Here is a 19628-nt window from a genome sequence, read left to right as displayed (position 1 = left end):
TTTAATCGTTCTAATGGAACACAAATTGCCGATGCAATTTGCATACTGAACTTGTAAGCAAACAAGTTTGCAACAATTCCAATATTAACGTTTTGAGAATTGTGGAGAACGACGTGCTTTTTTAAGACCTGGTTTTTTACGTTCTTTCATACGTGGGTCACGAGTTAATAAACCTGAACGTTTTAAAGAACCTCTGTATTCTGGATCTGCTTCTAATAATGCACGAGCGATACCATGACGGATAGCTTGAGCTTGTCCAGTGAAACCACCACCGTATACGTTAACTAATACATCATAGTTACCTTTAGTTTCTGTAACATCGAATGGTTGGTTTAAGTCTAAGATTAATGATTCAAATGGTAAGTATTCGCGTACGTCACGATCGTTAACAGTGATATTACCTTCACCTGGTACTAAACGTACACGTGCTACTGAGTTTTTACGACGGCCTGTGCCTCTATATTCAACTTGTGCCAATGTAATTTCCTCCTTCTAATTAACCACGTAATTCGTAGTTTTCTGGTTGTTGTGCAGCGTGTGGATGTTCAGCGCCACTGTATACAAATAATTTTTTACCTTGTTTTTCACCTAAACGTGAACTTGGTAACATTCCTTTGATTGAAGTTTCAAGTAAACGAGCAGGGTTATTACGTTTTAATTCACCAGCAGTCACTGATTTGATACCACCTGGGTGATTTGAATGACGATAGTAAACTTTGTCTTGTTCTTTTTTACCAGTTAATTCGATTTTTTCAGCGTTGATGATGATTACATAGTCACCAGTATCAACGTGTGGTGTATAAGTTACTTTATTTTTACCGCGTAAGATAGATGCTACTTCTGATGATAAACGACCTAATGTTTGGCCTTCAGCATCGATAACATACCATTTGCGCTCAATGTTTGATTCATTTGCCATAAATGTTTGACGCATAATAATTATCCTCCTAAAAATAAATGCTTCGTCTTAGATTACAGGTACTCATCGCAGTCGAACCTACGAACGAGGCCTGCAATCTAGGTCATTCTGTTACGATTTCAAAGCGTAATGTTCATTTATTTTATTCCTGTCTAATCTGCTTATATATCTTGTAACACAATAAGTTTCCGGGGCTTATCGTGGGATGATATAAAACAATACCGTTAACTATCTTATATTTTATTAGTTCATTTGTCAATGCATATTAGTCATTTTGTAATGATTTTTTGTAATGAATTTTTATATCCTCACCAAAGTCATTTTTGAGTGCTTCTGAATCTAAATAAATCTTTTCAAGGTATAATCCTTCAGCTGGTGCTGTAAAAGGCACATTGTCTCTATTTTTAGCTTCAAGCAGTTTGGGAACTTCATCAGGTTGACGCTTCCCTTTACCTACTTCTACTAAAAAAGCTACAAGTACGCGCACCATATTATATAAGAAACCAGAACCCGTGACGATATAGTCAAAACCTTCGTCCGTTTTTACAACTTCACTTTGGTATAGTGTACGTTCTTTACTTTCAACTTCAGTCTTTTGTGAACAAAAACCAGTAAAGTCATGGGTTCCAATAAAGTATTTAGCCGCTTCATTCATCTTATCTAAATCTAAGTCATCTTTTATAAATGTTTTAAGTCCACTTTCAAATGGATTACGATGTTCAGCTTGATACACTTTATAGCGATATCTCTTACCTACACAATCATAACGGCAATGAAATGTGTCATCTACTTGTTTTACACTATTCACGTAAATATCCTCAGGTAACGCACTATTCATCGCATATTTCCATTGTTTAGGCTCAATATTCAATTCTGTGTCAAAATGAAAATACTGTTCATAAGCATGCACACCGCGATCTGTGCGACTAGATGGATGGATACGTACATGTCGACGATGCATACGTTTTAAAATTTTTTCAAATTGTTGTTGAACAGTTCTACCTTGTTGTTGAATTTGAAAACCAAGAAATCTATGTCCTTGATACGCAATATTTACTAGCATGCGCAATGTCTTACACTCCCATATATTTTAATATAAATAATATCATTCCAATAGGTATCAGACTGAATAGACTCAAAGTATCTCTCTTATGCCACGACAACTTACGATAACTGGTACGTTGTACATTAGCATCATATCCTCTAACTTCCATTGCAATTGCTAATTCATCAGCTCTTTGAAAGGCAGAAATAAATAGCGGTATCATCAATGGGATGAAAGCTTTAATTCTTGTCATTAAACTACCTGAACTAATTTCAGAACCTCTTGATTTTTGAGCAAGAATAATTTTATCTAATTCATCCATCAATGTTGGAATAAACCTTAAAGCAATTGACATAATCATACTTAATTGATGCACAGGAATTTTAAATAGTTTCAATGGGGCCATTAACTTTTCAAAAGCATCAGTCAAGTCAATTGGACTTGTTGATAATGTCATAATTGTCGCAACCATAACAATCGTTATTAATCTTAAAGAAATGAAAATACCTTCTAATACCCCTACACTATCAATTTTAATAAAACCTATTTCTAATAGCGTAGTCCCGCCGTGAGTAAAGAAGATGTGCATTAAAAATGTAAAGATTAAAAAGAAAAATATCGGTGTTAATCCTTTAATTAAAAACCAAAATTGAATGTTAGCCATCTTCATAAAACATAGAATTAATAATATTACCCAAGCGAATGTAGCAAAAGTATGAGCAAAAAAGATAAAAATAATAAATACAAATACAAAAATCAACTTTGCTCTAGGATCAAGACGATGTATCACAGAGTTATTAGGTAAATAACGTCCTATAATAAGTTTATTTTTCATGTTCTTGCCACTCCTGATACAATGTTACAAACTCATCTTCATTTAAGGCAATATCACTAAACATGGTTTGATATTTTTCCTCAACATCATATTGCAGTTGTACTACATCAGGTAATGCAATATGCCAATCTTTCAGTTTTTCGTGTTGTCTGAATAATAATTTAGGAGAGCACTGTTCTATGACTTTCCCTTGCCTCATTACAATGATTTCTTCTGCATATCGCGCCACATCATTCATATCGTGTGACACTAATATGACTGTTTTATGATGATTGACTTGAATTGATTTTATTAATTCCATCACTTGCTGACGACTTTTTGGATCAAGTCCAGCAGTAGGCTCATCAAGAATAATTATATCTGGTTTCATTGCAAGAATAGAAACTAATGCAATTTTACGCATCTGACCACCTGACATTTCAAATGGCGATTGCTCCATGACATTATGATCAAAGCCTAAATCTAAGAGTAACTGATACGCATATGATTTAACTTGTTCCACATTCAACTTAAAATTTTTAGGACCAAATGCAACTTCTCTTTCCACGCTATCTTCAAACAATTGTGATTCAGGGAATTGAAAAACTAGACCCACTTGTTGCCTTAGCTTTCGTAGACGTTTGTCTTTCGTTTTATGAGTAATCTTCATATCATCAAAAGTAATGCTACCTTTTGTTGGCTTTAACAGTCCATTAAAATGTTGAATAAGCGTGGATTTACCGCTTCCTGTTTGACCAACAATCGCATAGTATTTACCTTGTTCGATTTTTAGATTGATATCATTTAAAGCTTGATATTCATAAGGAGTGCCTTTTTGATAAATATATGAAACATGATTAAATTGAATGGTCATAATTTATCAACCAGCCCTTCATATGTAGTGAATTCATCTTCAAAGCCTAGCTTTTGATTCATTTTCATTGCAAACGGTAAATCTAAGCCAATTTCTACTAAATACTGTGGCTTTAAAAAAATAAAATTTGGGTTCCCCTCTTTGTAAACCTTCCCCTTATTCATAATAACGACATGATCGCTTTCTAATGCTTCACTTAAATCATGAGTAATAGAGATAATCGTTAAATTTTTCGCTTGCTTAACTTGTTTAATTAATGACAGTAATGACTGTTTGCCTTGGGGATCTAACATAGAGGTTGCTTCATCGAGAATAATGACATCAGGACTTAGCGCTAGGACTCCCGCAATAGCCACACGCTGCTTTTGACCGCCAGATAGAGAATGTGGTTCATATTCCATATACTCTTCCATATCTACGTTATCTAAAGATTGGATTACAATTGCTTTCATTTTATCATGAGGTACTGCATGATTCTCGAGTCCAAAAGCTACATCATATTCCACAATTGAACCTACAAATTGGTTTTCTGGATTTTGAAAGACAATACCAATATGACGTCTAACCTCTCTTAAGTAATCAGTAGTAACTAAATGATTGTTGTATAAAATTTGTCCTTCAGATGCTTGTTCTATTCCTACAATAAGCTTAGCAATTGTAGATTTTCCTGAACCATTATGTCCTACGATAGATGTCCATTGTTGTTTTGGCATACTAAATGATACATCTTCTAGAGTGAAGGCTGCATCTTTTTGATATTGAAAATGTACATGTTTAAATTTGATTATATTGTTATTATCAGTCTCCACAGCCATACTCCTTTATTAATAGTTACTACAATAGTTTACATGAATAGAAACTAGATGTACATGAGGAAACGTCAATCATATATAAAAAGAGTCATGCCTCAAAAGCACGACTCTTTTTAATCAATATAAACTCATTAAAATTAAAAAAGCGCGCACCCCATCACATTTTAGTTGAGTTCACGCTTTTATATTAATATTTAGTTGATGGGGTACTCTGAGCTAGACAATATTTGTATGTGGCAAACATTATCGTTGCACTCATTTGCTTTAAATACAAGTAGTTAGTGTATTTATATATAAAATTAATCTACTAATTCGATGATTACTGATTCAGCACCGTCACCGCGACGAGGACCTACTTTAAGAATACGAGTGTATCCACCTTGACGTTCTGCATAACGTTCAGCAATTTCACCAAATAATTTTTGAAGTGCAGTTTGTGTAGTTTCATCTTCATTTAAGATTTCAACGTTACGTAATGTTTTAGCGGCATTACGACGAGATGCTAAGTCACCTTTTTTACCTAAAGTGATTAATTTCTCAACAACACTACGAACTTCTTTTGCACGAGCTTCTGTAGTTTCAATACGCTCACTTACGATAAGTGATGTAGCTAAGTCACGTAACATAGCTTTACGTTGATCAGAAGTACGACCTAATTTTCTGTAACCCATGAGTTAACCTCCTTTAACTTATTAATCTTCTTTTCTTAAACCTAATCCTAAATCTTCTAATTTGTATTTAACTTCTTCGAGAGATTTACGACCTAAATTACGTACTTTCATCATATCAGCTTCAGATTTATCAGCTAATTCTTGTACTGAATTGATGCCTGCACGTTTTAAACAGTTGTATGAACGTACTGATAAGTCTAATTCTTCAATAGACATTTCAAGTACTTTTTCTTTTTGATCTTCTTCTTTTTCAATCATGATTTCAGCATTTTGAGCTTCATCTGTAAGACCAACGAAAATATTTAAATGTTCAGTCATAATTTTAGCAGCTAATGAAACAGACTCTTGTGGAGTAATAGAACCATTAGTCCAAACATCTAAAGTTAATTTATCAAAATCACTACTTTGACCTACACGTGTATTTTCAACTGTATAGTTTACACGTTCAACAGGTGAATAAAGTGAGTCTACAGGAATTACACCAATTGGTAAATCACTAGTATTATTTTGTTCTGCTAATGCGTAACCTCTACCCTTATTAGCAACAAGACGAATTTTTAAATGTCCACCTTTAGACACTGTTGCAATTTTAAGTTCTGGGTTTAGAACTTCAACATCACTATCGTGAGTAATATCACTTGCTGTTACTTCGCCTTCATCTCTTACATCAATTTCTAATGTTTTATCTTCTTCAGAATAGATTTTTAATGCTAATTTTTTGATGTTCATAATAATTGTAGAAACATCTTCAACAACATTATCTATAGCTGAGAATTCGTGTAAAACACCTTCAATTTCGATGTACTTAACGGCTGCACCTGGTAATGAAGATAGTAGGATACGACGTAAGGAGTTTCCTAGTGTAGTACCGTAGCCACGTTCAAGTGGTTCAACAACGAACTTACCGAATTTAGCATCTTCACTAATTTCAATTGTCTCAATTCTAGGTTTTTCAATTTCTATCATTTACAAAATCCTCCTTAATAACGTCGAATTAATTTTAAAATTGTTTCGCTCAGTGATTTGTAACAATAACAATCAATAAAAATTATACGCGACGACGTTTTGGTGGACGACAACCGTTGTGAGGTACTGGAGTAACGTCTCTGATTGCTGTTACTTCTAAACCAGCTGATTGTAGTGCACGAATAGCTGATTCACGACCTGGACCAGGTCCTTTTACTGTTACTTCAACAGTTTTTAAACCATGTTCCATTGCTGTTTTTGAAGCAGTTTCAGATGCCATTTGAGCAGCGAATGGTGTTGATTTTTTTGATCCTTTAAAACCTAATGCACCAGCTGATGACCAAGATAACGCATTACCAAATTCATCAGTGATAGTTACGATTGTATTATTGAATGTTGAACGGATATGTGCTACACCATTTTCAATATTCTTTTTAACTCTACGTTTACGAGATACTTGTTTACGTGCCATTTATATTTTGCCTCCTTTACCTATTATTTTTTCTTATTAGCTACAGTTTTAACTGGGCCTTTACGAGTACGAGCATTGTTTTTAGTTTTTTGACCACGAACTGGTAAACCACGACGGTGGCGAATACCACGATATGATGAAATTTCCATTAAACGTTTAATGTTTAAGTTTTGTTCACGGCGTAAGTCACCTTCTACTTTATAACCGTCAACTACTTCACGGATACGACCTAATTCGTCATCTGTTAAATCTTTTACACGTGTATCAGCTGATACGTTAGCTTCTTCAACAATTTTTTTAGCTGTTGAAGTACCGATACCATATACGTAAGTTAATGAAATAACTACGCGTTTTTCACGTGGAATATCTACTCCTGCAATACGTGCCATATATTTTTACACCTCTCTTTTATTAACCTTGTCTTTGTTTGTGCTTAGGATTGTCACAAATTACCATAACTTTACCTTTACGTTTAATGACTTTACATTTTTCGCAAATAGGTTTTACTGATGGTCTTACTTTCATTTTTATACCTCCCTATATTATGGAGTGACGATTATTTATAACGATACGTAATTCTACCGCGTGATAAATCATACGGAGACATTTCTACTGTTACTTTGTCGCCAGGTAGAATTCGAATATAATTCATTCTAATTTTACCACTTACATGTGCTAAAATTTCATGACCATTTTCTAATTCTACTTTAAACATAGCATTTGGTAAAGTATCAAGTACTGTACCTTCTAATTCTATTACATCTTGTTTCGCCATTGATTAACTTCCCCCTTTTTACAATAGTAAGGTAATCGTCAATAGACAACTTCAACGATACGAATCTAATATAGTGAATAGTTATTATAAGTTTAACAAAATGCGGGAATTATTATCGTCATACGACACTCAAAAAATAAATTCTAGCCAGAGAAACCTAATCAAAGTTCACATAAATCTAGATCGCACATGAGTTGAACTATTTCAATTGATCTAAGATATCAATGACATCTTTGGTTACTTCGTCAATATCTTTCGCACCATCAATGTTTTTCAATACGCCTTTTTCATCGTAATACTCTAAAATTGGTTTAGATTGTTTAACATTAACGCTTAAACGATTAGATACTGTTTCTGGATTATCATCTTTACGTTGATAAAGCTTTCCACCATCGATATCACAAACACCATCAACCTTTGGAGGATTAAATACAAGATGATAAGTTGTACCACATTTCTCACAGATACGACGACCTGTAAGACGATTCATTAGTTCTTCCTCAGGAACTTCAATATTGATAACAGCATCAATATTTCTGTCAAGCTCAGACATAATATTGTTTAATGCTTCAGCTTGTTCAATTGTTCTAGGGAAACCGTCTAATAAGAAACCTTTTTTTGCATCGTCTTCAGAAATTCTTTCTTTAACGATACCTACAGTAACTTCATCAGGGACTAATTCTCCACGATCCATATAAGATTTAGCTTCTTTTCCTAAATCAGTTTCATCTTTAATCGCTTTTCTGAACATGTCACCAGTAGATATATGTGGTATTGGGAATTTCTTAACAATTTCACTCGCTTGAGTACCTTTACCAGCTCCAGGTAAACCCATTAAAATGATATTCATAAATTGCCCTCCTACAAATTATCTACCACCAAAGCCTTTATATTCTTTTTGACTCACTTGAGCTTCAAGTGATTTCATAGTTTCAATTGCTACACCAATAACGATTAATAAACTTGTACCACCAATTTGTATTGATTGTGGTAAGTTCATAAATTTAGTCGCTATAATTGGAAGAATAGCAATAACAGCTAAGAAAATAGAGCCTACAAAAGTTAAGCGATAAAGTACTTTAGTAATATATTTTTTTGTTTGTTCACCAGGTCTAATTCCTGGTACATAACTACCTTGTTTTTTCAAGTTGTCAGCCATTTTTTCAGGATTAACTTGAACAAAAGCATAGAAATATGCAAATGCAATAATTAATATGACATAAACAATCATACCATAAGTGTTTGAAGGGTTAGCATAGTCTGCAATATTTTGCGCCCAATCAGCTTTAGGGAAGAACAATGTTAATGTTCTTGGCAATAAGAAGAATGCCATCGCAAAAATTACTGGAATAACCCCTGCAGAGTTAACTTTTAAAGGTAGATATGTTGCTTGTGATCCTAAACGCTGTGCAGATTGTTTTTTAGCATATTGAATTGGAATTTTACGTTTTGCTTCCAATACATAAATCGCTCCAATTGTTAATAAAATTAATCCAACAATTAAACCGATTACCTTTAACCATGCTAATGTTGTATCGTCATTTCCAACAAATGCTTGTTGCACAAATTGGATAATTGATGATGGCAACGTTGATAAAATACCTGCGAAGATAATAATTGAAATACCATTACCTACGCCAAATTGTGTGATTTGATCACCAAGCCAAATTAAAAATGCAGTTCCAGTTGTTAAAACCACGGCAATCAATAAATAACTCATGACGGATTGATGAATAATCAATTTACCACCTAAATAGTTATTAAATTGAAATGCCATACCAATTGACTGTATAAAAGCCAATATAATAGCGAAATAACGTGTTACATTGCTAAGCTTTCTTTTACCTACTTCACCTTGTTTAGCCCATTCAGTAAATTTAGGAACAATGTCCATTTGTAATAATTGCATAACGATAGAAGCAGTAATGTACGGCATTATACCCATAGCAAAGATAGAAAAGTTCTTTAAGGCTCCGCCACCAAACGTATTAAGAAGAGCAGCGACACCTTGATCAGAACCTTGATGTTCAAAAGGCTCAGGATTAACTCCAGGAGCCGGAATATAAGTTCCTATTTTGAATATTACTAACATTGCTAAAGTGAAGAAAATCTTGTTTCGAACTTCTTTAGTTTTAAAGAAGCTCATAAACGTTTGAAACATTAGATCACCTCGTGTGCTCCACCTTTAGCATCGATAGCTTCAACTGCTGAAGCTGAGAATTTGTGAGCTTTCACTGTCAATTTTTTATCAAGTGAACCATTACCTAGTACTTTAATACCAGATTTTTCATTCTTAACAACACCAGTTTCAACTAATAAAGCTGGAGTTACTTCAGTACCATCTTCAAATTGATTAAGTTGGTCTAAGTTAACAATAGCATATTCTTTACGATTAATGTTAGTAAAACCTCGTTTTGGTAAACGACGGAATAAAGGTAATTGTCCACCTTCAAATCCTGGTCTTACGCTACCACCTGAACGTGCTTTTTGACCTTTTTGACCGCGACCACTAGTTTTACCATTACCTGAACCAGCACCACGACCTACACGGTTACGTACACGACGTGAACCTTCAGCTGATTTTAACTCATGTAATTTCATTATTTAGGCACCTCCTTAATTATTTTTCTTCAACTGTTAATAAGTGTTTAACTTTGTTGATTTGCCCACGAATTGCAGGGTTATCTTCAACAACTACTGAACTATTAGTCTTTTTAAGACCTAACGCTTCAACAGTTTTACGTTGTGTTTCAGGACGACCAATAACACTACGAGTGAGGGTAATTTGTAATTTAGCCATTATTTATTTTCCCTCCTTAATTATATAATTCTTCTACTGATTTGCCACGTAATTTCGCAACATCTTCAGCATTTTTAAGGTTTTGTAAACCATTTAATGTCGCACGTACCATGTTAATAGGTGTATTTGAACCTAATGATTTACTTAAGATATCAGTGATACCTGCTAATTCTAATACGGCACGTACTGGACCACCAGCGATAACCCCTGTACCAGGTGCAGCTGGTTTCATAAATACGCTACCAGAACCATAACGACCAGTGATAGTGTGAGGAGTTGTTCCTTCAACACGTGGAACTACTACTAAATCTTTTTTAGCTGCTTCTACAGCTTTTTTAATAGCTTCTGGTACCTCTTGAGCTTTACCAGTACCGAAACCTACACGACCATTTTTATCTCCTACTACTACTAATGCAGTGAAACGGAAACGACGTCCACCTTTAACAACTTTAGCAACACGATTGATTGTAACAACGCGTTCTTCAAATTCTTTCGTTTCTTCTTCTCTACGAGCCATGTATTTGTCCCTCCTTTAAATTAAAATTCTAATCCGTTTTCTCTCGCAGCTTCAGCTAATGCTTGAACACGACCATGATATAAGTAACCGCCACGATCAAATACGATTTCTTTGATACCTTTATCTGAAGCTTTTTTAGCGATTGCTTCACCAACTTTAGTTGATAAATCAACTTTAGAAGTAGAATCACTAGCGATATCTTTATCTTTAGATGAAGCTTGAACTAAAGTTTCACCTTTAGTATCATCAATAATTTGTGCATAAATGTGTTTGTTTGAACGATATACATTTAAACGTGGTTTTTCAGCTGTACCTGATAATTTAGTACGCACACGAGCATGTCTTTTCAAACGCACTTTATTTTTATCAATTTTACTGATCATTGTATTACTCCTTTCTTTAGAGAGTTATCTATTATTTACCAGTTTTACCTTCTTTACGGCGAACATATTCACCTTGGTAACGGATACCTTTTCCTTTATAAGGTTCTGGAGGTCTTACTGAACGAATATTAGAAGCGATAGCTCCAACCTGTTCTTTAGATACACCAGATACTGTAACAGTTGTATTTTTCTCTACTGCGAAAGTAATGCCATCTTCAGCTTTAATTTCAACAGGATGAGAGTAACCAACGTTTAATACTAAGTCTTTACCTTGCATTTGAGCACGGTAACCTACACCAACAAGTTCAAGAGTTTTTACAAAACCTTGAGAAACACCTTGTACCATATTATTTAATAAAGCACGAGTTGTACCATGAACTGTTCTATCCTCTTTAGAATCAGTAGGTCTTACAACTTCTAAAGTGTTTTCATCTTGTTTAAAAGTCATTCTTTCATTAAAAGTTCTAGTTAATTCACCTTTAGGACCTTTTACAGTAGCTGTTTGTCCATTAAAAGTTACTGTAACGTCGCTAGGGATGTCAATAATTTTCTTACCAACACGACTCATGTTATGGCACCTCCTTATTTATTATTACCAAACGTATGCGATGATTTCTCCACCAACATTACGTTTTCTAGCTTCTTTATCAGTGATAACACCTTCAGAAGTTGAAACTAATGCAATACCTAAGCCATTTAATACTTTAGGTACTTCATTTGCTTTAGCATATACACGTAAACCTGGTTTAGAGATACGTTTTAATCCTGTGATAACACGTTCATTGTTTTGACCATATTTTAAGAATAAACGAATAACGCCTTGTTTATCGTCTTCAACGTATTCTACGTTTTTAATGAAACCTTCATTTTTTAAGATTTCAGCAATTTGTTTTTTGATATTTGATGCAGGTAATTCTAATTTCTCGTGACGCACCATATTTGCGTTTCTTACACGAGTAAGCATATCTGCGATTGGATCTGTCATTGTCATTTATTGTTGCCTCCTTTCAAACTCTTTTATCTTACCAGCTAGCTTTACGTACGCCAGGAATTTGGCCTTTATAAGCTAATTCACGGAAACAAATACGGCATAATTTAAATTTACGATATACAGAATGTGGACGACCACAGCGTTCACAACGAGTATATTCACGTACTGCATATTTTTGTTTTTTCTGTTGCTTAGCAACCATAGAAGTTTTAGCCACTTAATTAGCCTCCTTTTAGAGATTATTTACGAAATGGCATACCGAAGTTTGTTAACAATTCACGAGCTTCCTCGTCAGTGTTAGCAGTTGTTACGATAACAATATCCATTCCTCTTACTTTACTTACTTTATCATAATCGATTTCTGGGAAAATTAATTGTTCTTTAATTCCTAAAGTGTAGTTACCACGACCATCGAAAGCAGTTTTTGAAACGCCTTGGAAGTCACGTACACGAGGTAATGAAACTGCGATTAATTTATCTAAGAATTCATACATTCTTTCACCGCGAAGTGTTACTTTTGCACCAATTGGCATACCTTCACGTAAACGGAATGTTGCAACTGATTTTTTAGCTTTAGTGATTAATGGTTTTTGTCCAGTGATTAATTCTAATTCTTCCACAGCATTATCTAATACTTTAGAGTTTTGAACTGCATCACCAACACCCATATTTACAACGATTTTTTCGATTTTTGGTACTTCCATTACTGAACTATAGTTGAATTTTTTAACTAAGTTTTGAGTAACTTCAGTATTGTATCTTTCTTTTAAACGGTTCAAAGTGGATCCTCCTTTCAACTAGTTATTAATTATTAGATTTGATTTCTTCGCCTGATTTTTTAGCGATACGAACTTTTTTACCATCTACAAACTTGTAACCAACACGAGTAGGTTCATTTGTTTTAGGGTCTAATAATTGCACGTTAGAAACATGGATTGCTGCCTCTGTTTCTAAGATTCCACCTTCAGGATTTAATTGAGTTGGTTTTTGGTGTTTTTTAATAACGTTAACACCTTCCACAACGACGCGGTCTTTTTTAGGTTCAGTAGCGATTACTTTACCTTCTTTACCTTTATCTTTACCTGCGATAACTTTAACGTTGTCACCTTTTTTGATATGCATATGGGCACCTCCTTAAATATTATGGTTTAAATAAATTATAGTACTTCTGGTGCTAATGATACGATTTTCATGAAGTTACCTTCACGTAATTCACGAGCAACAGGACCAAAGATACGAGTACCACGTGGGCCTTTGTCATCACGTATAATGACACATGCATTTTCATCAAATTTGATATAAGAACCATCGTTACGACGTACGCCTGATTTAGTTCTAACAACAACAGCTTTCACAACGTCGCCTTTTTTAACAACGCCACCTGGTGTTGCATTTTTGACAGTACATACGATGATATCGCCAATGTTCGCTGTTTTGCGACCAGATCCACCTAATACTTTAATTGTAAGTACTTCACGAGCACCAGAGTTATCTGCTACTTTTAAACGCGTTTCTTGTTGGATCATTAGTTAAACCTCCCTTATCTCTAATCTTGTATTAAATAATTACTGATTCTTCAACAATTTCTACTAAACGGAAACGTTTTGATGCTGATAAAGGACGAGTTTCTTGAATTTTAACAATATCTCCTAATTTAGCTGAATTGTTTTCATCATGAGTTTTATATTTTTTAGAGTATTTTACTCGTTTACCGTATAATTTGTGTGTTTTGTAAGTTTCAACAAGTACAGTAATTGTTTTGTCCATTTTATCAGAAACAACTTTACCTACATAAACTTTACGATCGTTTCTTTCACTCACTTTTGTAACCTCCTCTTTCATTTATTTTATTGATTAGCTTTACTTTGTTCAATTTCTCTTTCACGAGCAACAGTTTTTAGACGTGCAATTGTTTTTCTAACTGTACGAATACGTGCAGTTTCTTCTAATTGACCTGTAGCTAACTGAAAGCGTAGGTTAAAAAGCTCTTCTTTTGAAGATTTGATTTGTTCTTCGATTTCTGAAGTGGTTAAGTCTCTAATTTCCTTAGCTTTCATTTGTTTCACCACCCAATTCTTCACGTTTTACAAACTTAGTTTTTACTGGAAGTTTGTGACTTGCTAAACGTAATGCTTCACGCGCTACATCTTCAGATACACCAGCGATTTCAAATAAGATACGACCTGGTTTTACAACTGCGATCCAGCCTTCAACAGCACCTTTACCGGCACCCATACGTACTTCTAAAGGTTTTTTAGTATAAGGTGTATGTGGGAAGATTTTAATCCAAACTTTCCCGCCACGTTTCATGTAACGTGTCATAGCGATACGAGCAGATTCGATTTGACGAGATGTGATCCAAGAAGTTGTTGTAGCTTGTAAACCATACTCACCAAATGTTACAAAGTTACCGCCTTTAGAACGACCAGTTGTTTTAGGACGATGTTGACGACGATATTTAACACGTTTTGGTAGTAACATTATTATTTTCCTCCTTCACTAGTATTCTTAGTAGGAAGAACTTCACCACGATAAATCCATACTTTAACACCTAATTTACCATAAGTAGTGTCTGCTTCAGCATGTGCATAATCAATGTCAGCACGTAAAGTATGAAGTGGAACAGTTCCTTCTGAATATTGTTCAGCACGAGCAATGTCAGCTCCGCCTAAACGACCTGATACTTGAGTTTTAATACCTTTAGCACCAAGTTTCATAGCTCTTGAAATAGCTTGTTTTTGTACACGACGGAATGAAGCACGATTTTCTAATTGACGTGCGATATTTTCTGCCACTAAACGAGCATCTATATCAACTTTTTTAATTTCCACAACGTTGATGTGTATTTTTTTATCAGTTAAGTTATTTAATTTGTTACGAAGTTTTTCAATTTCTGAACCGCCTTTACCAATTACCATACCAGGTTTACCAGTGTGGATTGCGATGTTAATACGGTTAGCAGCACGTTCAATGTCAACGTGAGAAACTGACGCTTCTTTTAATTCGTTATCAATGAATTTACGGATTTTTAAATCTTCGTGTAATAAAGAAGCGAAATCTTTTTCAGCGTACCATTTAGCTTCCCAATCACGGATAACTCCAACACGAAGTCCGATAGGATTAATTTTTTGACCCACAGTATTCCCTCCTTAAATAGTTATTAAGCTTCTTTAGCTTCTTCTTTACCGTCACTTACGACGATTGTAATGTGGCTTGTACGTTTGTTAATTGCACTTGCACGACCTTGTGCACGTGGACGGAAACGTTTTAAAGTTGGTCCTTCATTTGCATATGCTTCTTTAACTACTAATTCATCTGTGTTCATGTCATAGTTATGTTCAGCATTTGCTAAAGCGGACATTAATACTTTCTCAATTACTGGTGATGAAGCTTTATTTGTTAATTTTAAAATAGCAATAGCTTCCCCAGCATTTTTACCTCTAATTAAGTCAAGAACTAATCTTACTTTACGAGGTGCGATTCTGATTGTTCTAGCAACCGCTTTTGCTTCCATTAGGATGTCCTCCTCTACTTTTAATTATTATATTATCTACTAGTTTTTTTATCGTCAGCTGCATGTCCTTTAAATGTACGAGTTGGAGCAAATTCACCTAATTTGTGACCTACCATATCTTCAGTTACATAAACAGGTACATGTTTACGACCATCATATACTGCAAAAGTATGACCGATGAAATTTGGGAAAATTGTAGAACGACGTGACCATGTTTTGATTACTTGTTTCTTTTCACTTCCGTCTTGAGCTTCTACTTTTTTCATTAAATGATCATCAACGAAAGGTCCTTTTTTAATACTACGAGCCATTTGGGCGCCTCCCTTCTTATTGTGTGCGTGCAGCTGTTAAGCCGCACACTCAAATAAGTTGTTATTATTTTCTCTTACGTCCACGAACGATAAGTTTATCAGATGATTTTTTACCGCGACGTGTTTTCTTACCAAGCGTTGGTTTACCCCATGGTGACATTGGAGATGGTCTACCGATAGGAGCACGACCTTCACCACCACCGTGTGGGTGATCGTTAGGGTTCATTACAGAACCACGAACTGTTGGACGGATACCTTTCCATCTTGAACGACCCGCTTTACCAGCATTAACAAGTTCATGTTGTAAGTTACCAACTTGACCAATTGTAGCACGGCAAGTAGATAAAATCATACGTACTTCACCAGAACGTAATCTGATTAATACATATTTACCTTCTTTACCAAGTACTTGTGAACTTGCACCTGCCGAACGAGCAAGTTGTCCACCTTTACCAGGTTTTAATTCGATATTGTGAATTACAGTACCAACTGGAATATTTTGTAATGGTAAAGCATTACCAACTTTGATATCTGCTTCAGCACCACTTTCAACTGTTTGGCCTACTTGTAATCCTTTTGGTGCGATAATGTAACGTTTTTCACCATCAGCATATACTAATAAAGCAATATTAGCTGAACGGTTTGGATCATATTGGATTGAATCAACTTTAGCAATGATACCATCTTTGTTACGTTTGAAGTCAATCACACGATATTGACGTTTATGTCCTCCACCATGGTGACGAACTGTTAATTTACCTTGATTGTTACGACCCGCTTTTTTCGGTAGCGGTTGTAATAATGACTTTTCAGGTGTAGTCTTCGTGATTTCAGCGAAGTCTAGTGTAGTCATATTACGACGACCATTTGTAATTGGCTTATATTTTTTAAGAGCCATTGTCGCTTACCTCCTTAATGGTAATTTTATTTTGTTTTAGTTGAATAAGTCGATTGAACCTTCTTTAAGTTTTACAATCGCTTTTCTTCTTTTATTTGTATAGCCTTGATAACGGCCCATACGTTTTTTCTTTGGTTTGTAGTTGATGATATTTACACTTTCAACTTTAACGTCGAAGATTTCTTCAACTGCAATTTTAACTTGAGTTTTATTAGCACGAGTATCTACGTCAAAAGTATATTTATCTTCAGCCATCGCTTCTGAAGATTTTTCAGTGATTACGGGGCGCTTAAGAACATCTCTAGCTTCCATTATCCGAGCACCTCCTCAACTTTTTTCGCAGCTGATTCAGTAATGATTACACTGTCAGCGCTAGTGATATCTAATACGTTTAATCCTTGAGCTGTACTCACTTGTACACCAGGGATGTTACGTGCAGATAATTCAACATTTACATCTTCGTTTTCTGTTACTACTAACACTTTTTTAGGTTGTTCAAGTGTAGTTAAAACATTTTTGAATTCTTTTGTTTTTGGAGCATCAAAACCAAAAGTATCAACGATTGTAAAGTTGTTTTCTTGAACTTTGAAAGATAATGCAGAACGTAATGCTAAACGACGCATTTTCTTAGGCATTTTGTATGAATAGCTTCTTGGAGTTGGTCCGAAAACGATACCACCACCACGCCATTGTGGAGCACGGATTGTACCTTGACGTGCACGTCCTGTACCTTTTTGTCTCCATGGTTTACGTCCACCACCACGAACAGCTGAACGATTTTTCACTGCGTGTGTACCTTGGCGTAAAGAAGCGCGTTGTAAATTGATTGCTTCGAAAAGAACACTATTGTTTGGTTCGATTGCGAAAACTGAATCGCTTAATTCAACTGAACCAGTTTTTGATCCGTCTACTTTTAATACATCATAATTAGCCATTATGCTTTTTCCTCCTTTCGCTACTTATTATTTATTACCTTTTTTAATTGAAGATTTGATTTCTACGAAACCTTTTTTAGGTCCAGGCACATTACCTTTTACTAAAATAACATTGTTATCAGTATCAACTTGAACAACTTCTAAGTTTTGCACTGTAACTGTGTTACCACCCATACGTCCTGGCATTTTTTGGCCTTTAAATACTCTTGAAGCATCTGAAGCCATACCTACTGAACCTGGAGCTCTATGGAAATGAGAACCGTGAGCCATTGGTCCACGACCTTGGCCATGACGTTTAATTGCACCTTGGAAACCTTTACCTTTTGAAGTTCCTGTAACATCAATGATATCTCCAGCTTCAAAAGTATCTACTGTGACTTCTTGACCTACTTCGTATTCATCAACGTTAACGTTTCTGAATTCACGAATGAAGCGCTTAGGTGCTGCGCCAGCTTTTTTAGCGTGACCTTCAGCTGGTTTATTTGCATATTTATTTGATTTAGCATCTTTTTTATATGCTTGTTTGTCTGCAAAACCTACTTGGATAGCATTGTAACCATCAACTTCTTCAGTTTTCTTTTGTAATACTACGTTTTGATTTGCTTCTACTACTGTAACAGGGATTAATTCACCGTTTTCTCCGAATACTTGTGTCATCCCAATTTTTCTTCCTAAGATTCCTTTGGTCATCGAAAGTCCACCTCCTAAATTGATCTATTATAATTTAATTTCGATGTCTACACCAGATGGTAAGTTTAAGCCCATTAAAGCATCAACTGTTTTTGGTGTTGGATTAACAATGTCGATTAAACGTTTATGTGTACGTTGTTCGAATTGTTCACGAGAATCTTTATACTTGTGCACCGCACGAATAATTGTATAAACTGATTTTTCTGTTGGTAACGGAATTGGTCCAGATACATCTGCACCAGAACGTTTAGCAGTTTCAACAATTTTCTCTGCTGATTGATCAATTACACGGTGATCATAAGCTTTTAATCTGATTCTGATTTTTTGTTTTGCCATAATTTTCCCTCCTTGTTCGTCTACATTGAAGTGATAGACTTCTCCACGAAAACTATCTCACACAACGCCATGGCAAAGTGGCCGGGTGTGTCAGTAACCTTTCGCTTCATCGCTTTCTTCAAGTCCAACATTAAATATGTTACACGAAAAACATTGATAAATCAAGGTTTTTCTTTAACTTTTTATATTTACGTCTAACACATACTTAAGTATTGTACTGGAAAATTTTATGTAGTTCAACCATTTTGGGTAAATTTTTTCCCTTTTTTCTATATTCCTTTATAATAGATATATAGTAATGAATTTTAAAATTATCAAAACACATTTTAATTACTTATATATTTTGAATTCATGAACTTCATCGGAGGTGAATATAAATGAAAAGAAATGTGAAACTTACTTTATCAATTATCAGCATTTTCCTAATAGCTAGCGAATTTTTCTATGGGATACCTTTTTTAGGCGGTACTGTTATTCTTAGCTTTGGTTGGCAACCTTTACTATTAAATGCTTTACTTTATCTTATTTTAGGAATCATTCTATTAGTAGATTCTCAAAATACAATTAAGCCAATGGTAATCATCCCATTTATTGGATTAATTGGTTCATTTGTTGCTTTTCTACCTATTATTGGTATGTTTACGCATTGGGTACTGTTTTTCTTAATGGTATTCTTTATCTTTGTTGTACTCAACGCGCCAACGTACATTCCAAATAAAGATTCAAAAGTAATTTATACTCAATATAAAGATGATAAAAATAATAGATAGTTTTAATATAAAAAACATACTAAGATTAGCTGTGAAGAAATCTATGACGATAGATTTATTCACAGCTATTTTTTATAGTTGTAGAGAGAAGTAGACTGTACGCTCCTTTGGATTTTAAATCCGTATTAAAAACTA

General features: G+C 34.7%; 36 protein-coding genes. 1 reads left to right on the top strand and 35 read right to left on the bottom strand.

Annotated features, from left to right (window positions below):
* Positions 1-84 precede the first annotated feature (84 nt).
* The 35 genes from rpsI to rpsJ form a co-directional block, all read right to left on the bottom strand.
* Positions 85-477, bottom strand: a complete 393-nt coding sequence (gene rpsI, locus AC2FB1_RS08420; protein WP_490674775.1) for a 30S ribosomal protein S9 — start codon at positions 475-477, stop codon at positions 85-87.
* 19 nt (positions 478-496) lie between these two features.
* Entirely contained in the window at positions 497-934 is a 438-nt protein-coding gene (gene rplM / locus AC2FB1_RS08415; RefSeq protein ID WP_002448612.1) for a 50S ribosomal protein L13, read from the bottom strand.
* Between the two features lie 250 nt (positions 935-1184).
* A complete protein-coding gene (gene truA / locus AC2FB1_RS08410; RefSeq protein ID WP_490674774.1) occupies positions 1185-1988 on the bottom strand; it encodes a tRNA pseudouridine(38-40) synthase TruA in 804 nt (267 codons plus the stop codon).
* 4 nt (positions 1989-1992) lie between these two features.
* Positions 1993-2799, bottom strand: coding sequence for an energy-coupling factor transporter transmembrane component T family protein (locus AC2FB1_RS08405; RefSeq protein WP_490674773.1), 807 nt, complete (start codon positions 2797-2799; stop codon positions 1993-1995).
* Entirely contained in the window at positions 2789-3652 is an 864-nt protein-coding gene (locus AC2FB1_RS08400) for an energy-coupling factor transporter ATPase (RefSeq protein WP_490674772.1), read from the bottom strand. Before AC2FB1_RS08400 ends, AC2FB1_RS08405 begins: the two co-directional genes overlap by 11 nt.
* Complete coding sequence (locus AC2FB1_RS08395) at positions 3649-4461, bottom strand: energy-coupling factor transporter ATPase (RefSeq protein WP_490674771.1); 813 nt, start codon at positions 4459-4461, stop codon at positions 3649-3651. The genes AC2FB1_RS08400 and AC2FB1_RS08395 overlap by 4 nt, the downstream gene beginning before the upstream one ends.
* Positions 4462-4763: 302 nt before the next feature.
* Positions 4764-5135: a 50S ribosomal protein L17 gene (rplQ, locus tag AC2FB1_RS08390; protein ID WP_002448491.1), complete on the bottom strand. Its 372-nt coding sequence runs from the start codon at positions 5133-5135 to the stop codon at positions 4764-4766.
* A 21-nt stretch (positions 5136-5156) separates the two neighbouring features.
* Positions 5157-6101, bottom strand: coding sequence for a DNA-directed RNA polymerase subunit alpha (locus AC2FB1_RS08385; RefSeq protein ID WP_002448356.1), 945 nt, complete (start codon positions 6099-6101; stop codon positions 5157-5159).
* An 82-nt stretch (positions 6102-6183) separates the two neighbouring features.
* Positions 6184-6573 carry a 30S ribosomal protein S11 gene (rpsK, locus tag AC2FB1_RS08380; protein ID WP_001829725.1) on the bottom strand — a complete coding sequence of 130 codons (390 nt, stop codon included), beginning with the start codon at positions 6571-6573 and terminating at the stop codon, positions 6184-6186.
* A gap of 23 nt (positions 6574-6596) precedes the next feature.
* Positions 6597-6962, bottom strand: coding sequence for a 30S ribosomal protein S13 (gene rpsM / locus AC2FB1_RS08375; RefSeq protein ID WP_002448629.1), 366 nt, complete (start codon positions 6960-6962; stop codon positions 6597-6599).
* A gap of 22 nt (positions 6963-6984) precedes the next feature.
* Positions 6985-7098: a 50S ribosomal protein L36 gene (rpmJ, locus tag AC2FB1_RS08370; protein WP_001829709.1), complete on the bottom strand. Its 114-nt coding sequence runs from the start codon at positions 7096-7098 to the stop codon at positions 6985-6987.
* A gap of 31 nt (positions 7099-7129) precedes the next feature.
* Positions 7130-7348, bottom strand: coding sequence for a translation initiation factor IF-1 (infA, locus tag AC2FB1_RS08365; RefSeq protein ID WP_001829792.1), 219 nt, complete (start codon positions 7346-7348; stop codon positions 7130-7132).
* A 199-nt stretch (positions 7349-7547) separates the two neighbouring features.
* Entirely contained in the window at positions 7548-8198 is a 651-nt protein-coding gene (locus AC2FB1_RS08360) for an adenylate kinase (RefSeq protein WP_002448556.1), read from the bottom strand.
* 18 nt (positions 8199-8216) lie between these two features.
* Positions 8217-9509 (bottom strand): preprotein translocase subunit SecY, encoded by a 1293-nt coding sequence (gene secY / locus AC2FB1_RS08355; protein WP_490674770.1) that lies wholly within the window; start codon positions 9507-9509, stop codon positions 8217-8219.
* Positions 9509-9949: a 50S ribosomal protein L15 gene (rplO, locus tag AC2FB1_RS08350; protein ID WP_490674769.1), complete on the bottom strand. Its 441-nt coding sequence runs from the start codon at positions 9947-9949 to the stop codon at positions 9509-9511. The genes secY and rplO overlap by 1 nt, the downstream gene beginning before the upstream one ends.
* 19 nt (positions 9950-9968) lie before the next feature.
* Entirely contained in the window at positions 9969-10148 is a 180-nt protein-coding gene (rpmD, locus tag AC2FB1_RS08345) for a 50S ribosomal protein L30 (RefSeq protein WP_001096576.1), read from the bottom strand.
* Positions 10149-10164: 16 nt separating this feature from the next.
* Positions 10165-10665, bottom strand: a complete 501-nt coding sequence (gene rpsE, locus AC2FB1_RS08340; RefSeq protein ID WP_002448405.1) for a 30S ribosomal protein S5 — start codon at positions 10663-10665, stop codon at positions 10165-10167.
* Positions 10666-10685: 20 nt separating this feature from the next.
* Positions 10686-11048 carry a 50S ribosomal protein L18 gene (rplR, locus tag AC2FB1_RS08335; RefSeq protein ID WP_490674768.1) on the bottom strand — a complete coding sequence of 121 codons (363 nt, stop codon included), beginning with the start codon at positions 11046-11048 and terminating at the stop codon, positions 10686-10688.
* Between the two features lie 31 nt (positions 11049-11079).
* On the bottom strand, positions 11080-11616 hold the full coding sequence (rplF, locus tag AC2FB1_RS08330) for a 50S ribosomal protein L6 (RefSeq protein ID WP_490674767.1): 537 nt from the start codon (positions 11614-11616) through the stop codon (positions 11080-11082).
* Between the two features lie 24 nt (positions 11617-11640).
* Complete coding sequence (gene rpsH, locus AC2FB1_RS08325) at positions 11641-12039, bottom strand: 30S ribosomal protein S8 (RefSeq protein ID WP_002448514.1); 399 nt, start codon at positions 12037-12039, stop codon at positions 11641-11643.
* A 31-nt stretch (positions 12040-12070) separates the two neighbouring features.
* Complete coding sequence (locus AC2FB1_RS08320; protein ID WP_001140799.1) at positions 12071-12256, bottom strand: type Z 30S ribosomal protein S14; 186 nt, start codon at positions 12254-12256, stop codon at positions 12071-12073.
* A gap of 22 nt (positions 12257-12278) precedes the next feature.
* Entirely contained in the window at positions 12279-12818 is a 540-nt protein-coding gene (gene rplE / locus AC2FB1_RS08315) for a 50S ribosomal protein L5 (protein ID WP_002448593.1), read from the bottom strand.
* A gap of 25 nt (positions 12819-12843) precedes the next feature.
* On the bottom strand, positions 12844-13161 hold the full coding sequence (gene rplX, locus AC2FB1_RS08310) for a 50S ribosomal protein L24 (RefSeq protein ID WP_002448459.1): 318 nt from the start codon (positions 13159-13161) through the stop codon (positions 12844-12846).
* A 35-nt stretch (positions 13162-13196) separates the two neighbouring features.
* Positions 13197-13565 carry a 50S ribosomal protein L14 gene (gene rplN / locus AC2FB1_RS08305; protein ID WP_002432661.1) on the bottom strand — a complete coding sequence of 123 codons (369 nt, stop codon included), beginning with the start codon at positions 13563-13565 and terminating at the stop codon, positions 13197-13199.
* 31 nt (positions 13566-13596) lie between these two features.
* Positions 13597-13860, bottom strand: coding sequence for a 30S ribosomal protein S17 (gene rpsQ, locus AC2FB1_RS08300; protein WP_011275131.1), 264 nt, complete (start codon positions 13858-13860; stop codon positions 13597-13599).
* A 26-nt stretch (positions 13861-13886) separates the two neighbouring features.
* Entirely contained in the window at positions 13887-14096 is a 210-nt protein-coding gene (gene rpmC / locus AC2FB1_RS08295; protein ID WP_000644737.1) for a 50S ribosomal protein L29, read from the bottom strand.
* The gene (rplP, locus tag AC2FB1_RS08290; protein WP_002448374.1) at positions 14086-14520 is read right to left on the bottom strand and encodes a 50S ribosomal protein L16; all 435 of its coding nucleotides are present in this window, start codon (positions 14518-14520) and stop codon (positions 14086-14088) included. The genes rpmC and rplP overlap by 11 nt, the downstream gene beginning before the upstream one ends.
* A gap of 2 nt (positions 14521-14522) precedes the next feature.
* Entirely contained in the window at positions 14523-15176 is a 654-nt protein-coding gene (rpsC, locus tag AC2FB1_RS08285; RefSeq protein ID WP_490674766.1) for a 30S ribosomal protein S3, read from the bottom strand.
* Between the two features lie 23 nt (positions 15177-15199).
* Positions 15200-15553, bottom strand: coding sequence for a 50S ribosomal protein L22 (gene rplV / locus AC2FB1_RS08280; RefSeq protein WP_001829734.1), 354 nt, complete (start codon positions 15551-15553; stop codon positions 15200-15202).
* 32 nt (positions 15554-15585) lie between these two features.
* Complete coding sequence (gene rpsS, locus AC2FB1_RS08275; RefSeq protein ID WP_002448348.1) at positions 15586-15864, bottom strand: 30S ribosomal protein S19; 279 nt, start codon at positions 15862-15864, stop codon at positions 15586-15588.
* A gap of 64 nt (positions 15865-15928) precedes the next feature.
* Positions 15929-16762 (bottom strand): 50S ribosomal protein L2, encoded by an 834-nt coding sequence (gene rplB, locus AC2FB1_RS08270; RefSeq protein ID WP_490674765.1) that lies wholly within the window; start codon positions 16760-16762, stop codon positions 15929-15931.
* Positions 16763-16798: 36 nt separating this feature from the next.
* Positions 16799-17074 (bottom strand): 50S ribosomal protein L23, encoded by a 276-nt coding sequence (gene rplW, locus AC2FB1_RS08265; RefSeq protein WP_002448403.1) that lies wholly within the window; start codon positions 17072-17074, stop codon positions 16799-16801.
* A complete protein-coding gene (gene rplD, locus AC2FB1_RS08260) occupies positions 17074-17697 on the bottom strand; it encodes a 50S ribosomal protein L4 (RefSeq protein WP_490674764.1) in 624 nt (207 codons plus the stop codon). Before rplD ends, rplW begins: the two co-directional genes overlap by 1 nt.
* Positions 17698-17724: 27 nt before the next feature.
* Positions 17725-18387, bottom strand: a complete 663-nt coding sequence (gene rplC / locus AC2FB1_RS08255; protein ID WP_002448523.1) for a 50S ribosomal protein L3 — start codon at positions 18385-18387, stop codon at positions 17725-17727.
* A 27-nt stretch (positions 18388-18414) separates the two neighbouring features.
* Positions 18415-18723, bottom strand: a complete 309-nt coding sequence (rpsJ, locus tag AC2FB1_RS08250; RefSeq protein WP_001118667.1) for a 30S ribosomal protein S10 — start codon at positions 18721-18723, stop codon at positions 18415-18417.
* A gap of 377 nt (positions 18724-19100) precedes the next feature.
* On the opposite strand from rpsJ, the gene AC2FB1_RS08245 reads away from it, so the two are divergent.
* The gene (locus tag AC2FB1_RS08245; protein ID WP_490674763.1) at positions 19101-19493 is read left to right on the top strand and encodes a hypothetical protein; all 393 of its coding nucleotides are present in this window, start codon (positions 19101-19103) and stop codon (positions 19491-19493) included.
* Positions 19494-19628 lie beyond the last annotated feature (135 nt).

This window comes from Staphylococcus sp. CoH_129_LAB_1 (assembly GCF_058191515.1).
This window is presented reverse-complemented; position numbering and strand designations above follow the sequence as displayed.

Excerpts from the sequence above, each read along its gene's own strand:
- rplM (WP_002448612.1), bottom strand. The coding sequence starts at position 934 with ATGCGTCAAACATTTATGGCAAATGAATCAAACATTGAGCGCAAATGG.
- AC2FB1_RS08405 (WP_490674773.1), bottom strand. The coding sequence starts at position 2,799 with ATGAAAAATAAACTTATTATAGGACGTTATTTACCTAATAACTCTGTG.
- AC2FB1_RS08400 (WP_490674772.1), bottom strand. The coding sequence starts at position 3,652 with ATGACCATTCAATTTAATCATGTTTCATATATTTATCAAAAAGGCACT.
- rplQ (WP_002448491.1), bottom strand. The coding sequence starts at position 5,135 with ATGGGTTACAGAAAATTAGGTCGTACTTCTGATCAACGTAAAGCTATG.
- AC2FB1_RS08385 (WP_002448356.1), bottom strand. The coding sequence starts at position 6,101 with ATGATAGAAATTGAAAAACCTAGAATTGAGACAATTGAAATTAGTGAA.
- rpsK (WP_001829725.1), bottom strand. The coding sequence starts at position 6,573 with ATGGCACGTAAACAAGTATCTCGTAAACGTAGAGTTAAAAAGAATATT.
- rpsM (WP_002448629.1), bottom strand. The coding sequence starts at position 6,962 with ATGGCACGTATTGCAGGAGTAGATATTCCACGTGAAAAACGCGTAGTT.
- rpmJ (WP_001829709.1), bottom strand. The coding sequence starts at position 7,098 with ATGAAAGTAAGACCATCAGTAAAACCTATTTGCGAAAAATGTAAAGTC.
- infA (WP_001829792.1), bottom strand. The coding sequence starts at position 7,348 with ATGGCGAAACAAGATGTAATAGAATTAGAAGGTACAGTACTTGATACT.
- AC2FB1_RS08360 (WP_002448556.1), bottom strand. The coding sequence starts at position 8,198 with ATGAATATCATTTTAATGGGTTTACCTGGAGCTGGTAAAGGTACTCAA.
- secY (WP_490674770.1), bottom strand. The coding sequence starts at position 9,509 with ATGTTTCAAACGTTTATGAGCTTCTTTAAAACTAAAGAAGTTCGAAAC.
- rplO (WP_490674769.1), bottom strand. The coding sequence starts at position 9,949 with ATGAAATTACATGAGTTAAAATCAGCTGAAGGTTCACGTCGTGTACGT.
- rpmD (WP_001096576.1), bottom strand. The coding sequence starts at position 10,148 with ATGGCTAAATTACAAATTACCCTCACTCGTAGTGTTATTGGTCGTCCT.
- rpsE (WP_002448405.1), bottom strand. The coding sequence starts at position 10,665 with ATGGCTCGTAGAGAAGAAGAAACGAAAGAATTTGAAGAACGCGTTGTT.
- rplR (WP_490674768.1), bottom strand. The coding sequence starts at position 11,048 with ATGATCAGTAAAATTGATAAAAATAAAGTGCGTTTGAAAAGACATGCT.
- rplF (WP_490674767.1), bottom strand. The coding sequence starts at position 11,616 with ATGAGTCGTGTTGGTAAGAAAATTATTGACATCCCTAGCGACGTTACA.
- rpsH (WP_002448514.1), bottom strand. The coding sequence starts at position 12,039 with ATGACAATGACAGATCCAATCGCAGATATGCTTACTCGTGTAAGAAAC.
- rplX (WP_002448459.1), bottom strand. The coding sequence starts at position 13,161 with ATGCATATCAAAAAAGGTGACAACGTTAAAGTTATCGCAGGTAAAGAT.
- rplN (WP_002432661.1), bottom strand. The coding sequence starts at position 13,565 with ATGATCCAACAAGAAACGCGTTTAAAAGTAGCAGATAACTCTGGTGCT.
- rpmC (WP_000644737.1), bottom strand. The coding sequence starts at position 14,096 with ATGAAAGCTAAGGAAATTAGAGACTTAACCACTTCAGAAATCGAAGAA.
- rplP (WP_002448374.1), bottom strand. The coding sequence starts at position 14,520 with ATGTTACTACCAAAACGTGTTAAATATCGTCGTCAACATCGTCCTAAA.
- rplV (WP_001829734.1), bottom strand. The coding sequence starts at position 15,553 with ATGGAAGCAAAAGCGGTTGCTAGAACAATCAGAATCGCACCTCGTAAA.
- rpsS (WP_002448348.1), bottom strand. The coding sequence starts at position 15,864 with ATGGCTCGTAGTATTAAAAAAGGACCTTTCGTTGATGATCATTTAATG.
- rplB (WP_490674765.1), bottom strand. The coding sequence starts at position 16,762 with ATGGCTCTTAAAAAATATAAGCCAATTACAAATGGTCGTCGTAATATG.
- rplW (WP_002448403.1), bottom strand. The coding sequence starts at position 17,074 with ATGGAAGCTAGAGATGTTCTTAAGCGCCCCGTAATCACTGAAAAATCT.
- rplD (WP_490674764.1), bottom strand. The coding sequence starts at position 17,697 with ATGGCTAATTATGATGTATTAAAAGTAGACGGATCAAAAACTGGTTCA.
- rplC (WP_002448523.1), bottom strand. The coding sequence starts at position 18,387 with ATGACCAAAGGAATCTTAGGAAGAAAAATTGGGATGACACAAGTATTC.
- rpsJ (WP_001118667.1), bottom strand. The coding sequence starts at position 18,723 with ATGGCAAAACAAAAAATCAGAATCAGATTAAAAGCTTATGATCACCGT.
- AC2FB1_RS08245 (WP_490674763.1), top strand. The coding sequence starts at position 19,101 with ATGAAAAGAAATGTGAAACTTACTTTATCAATTATCAGCATTTTCCTA.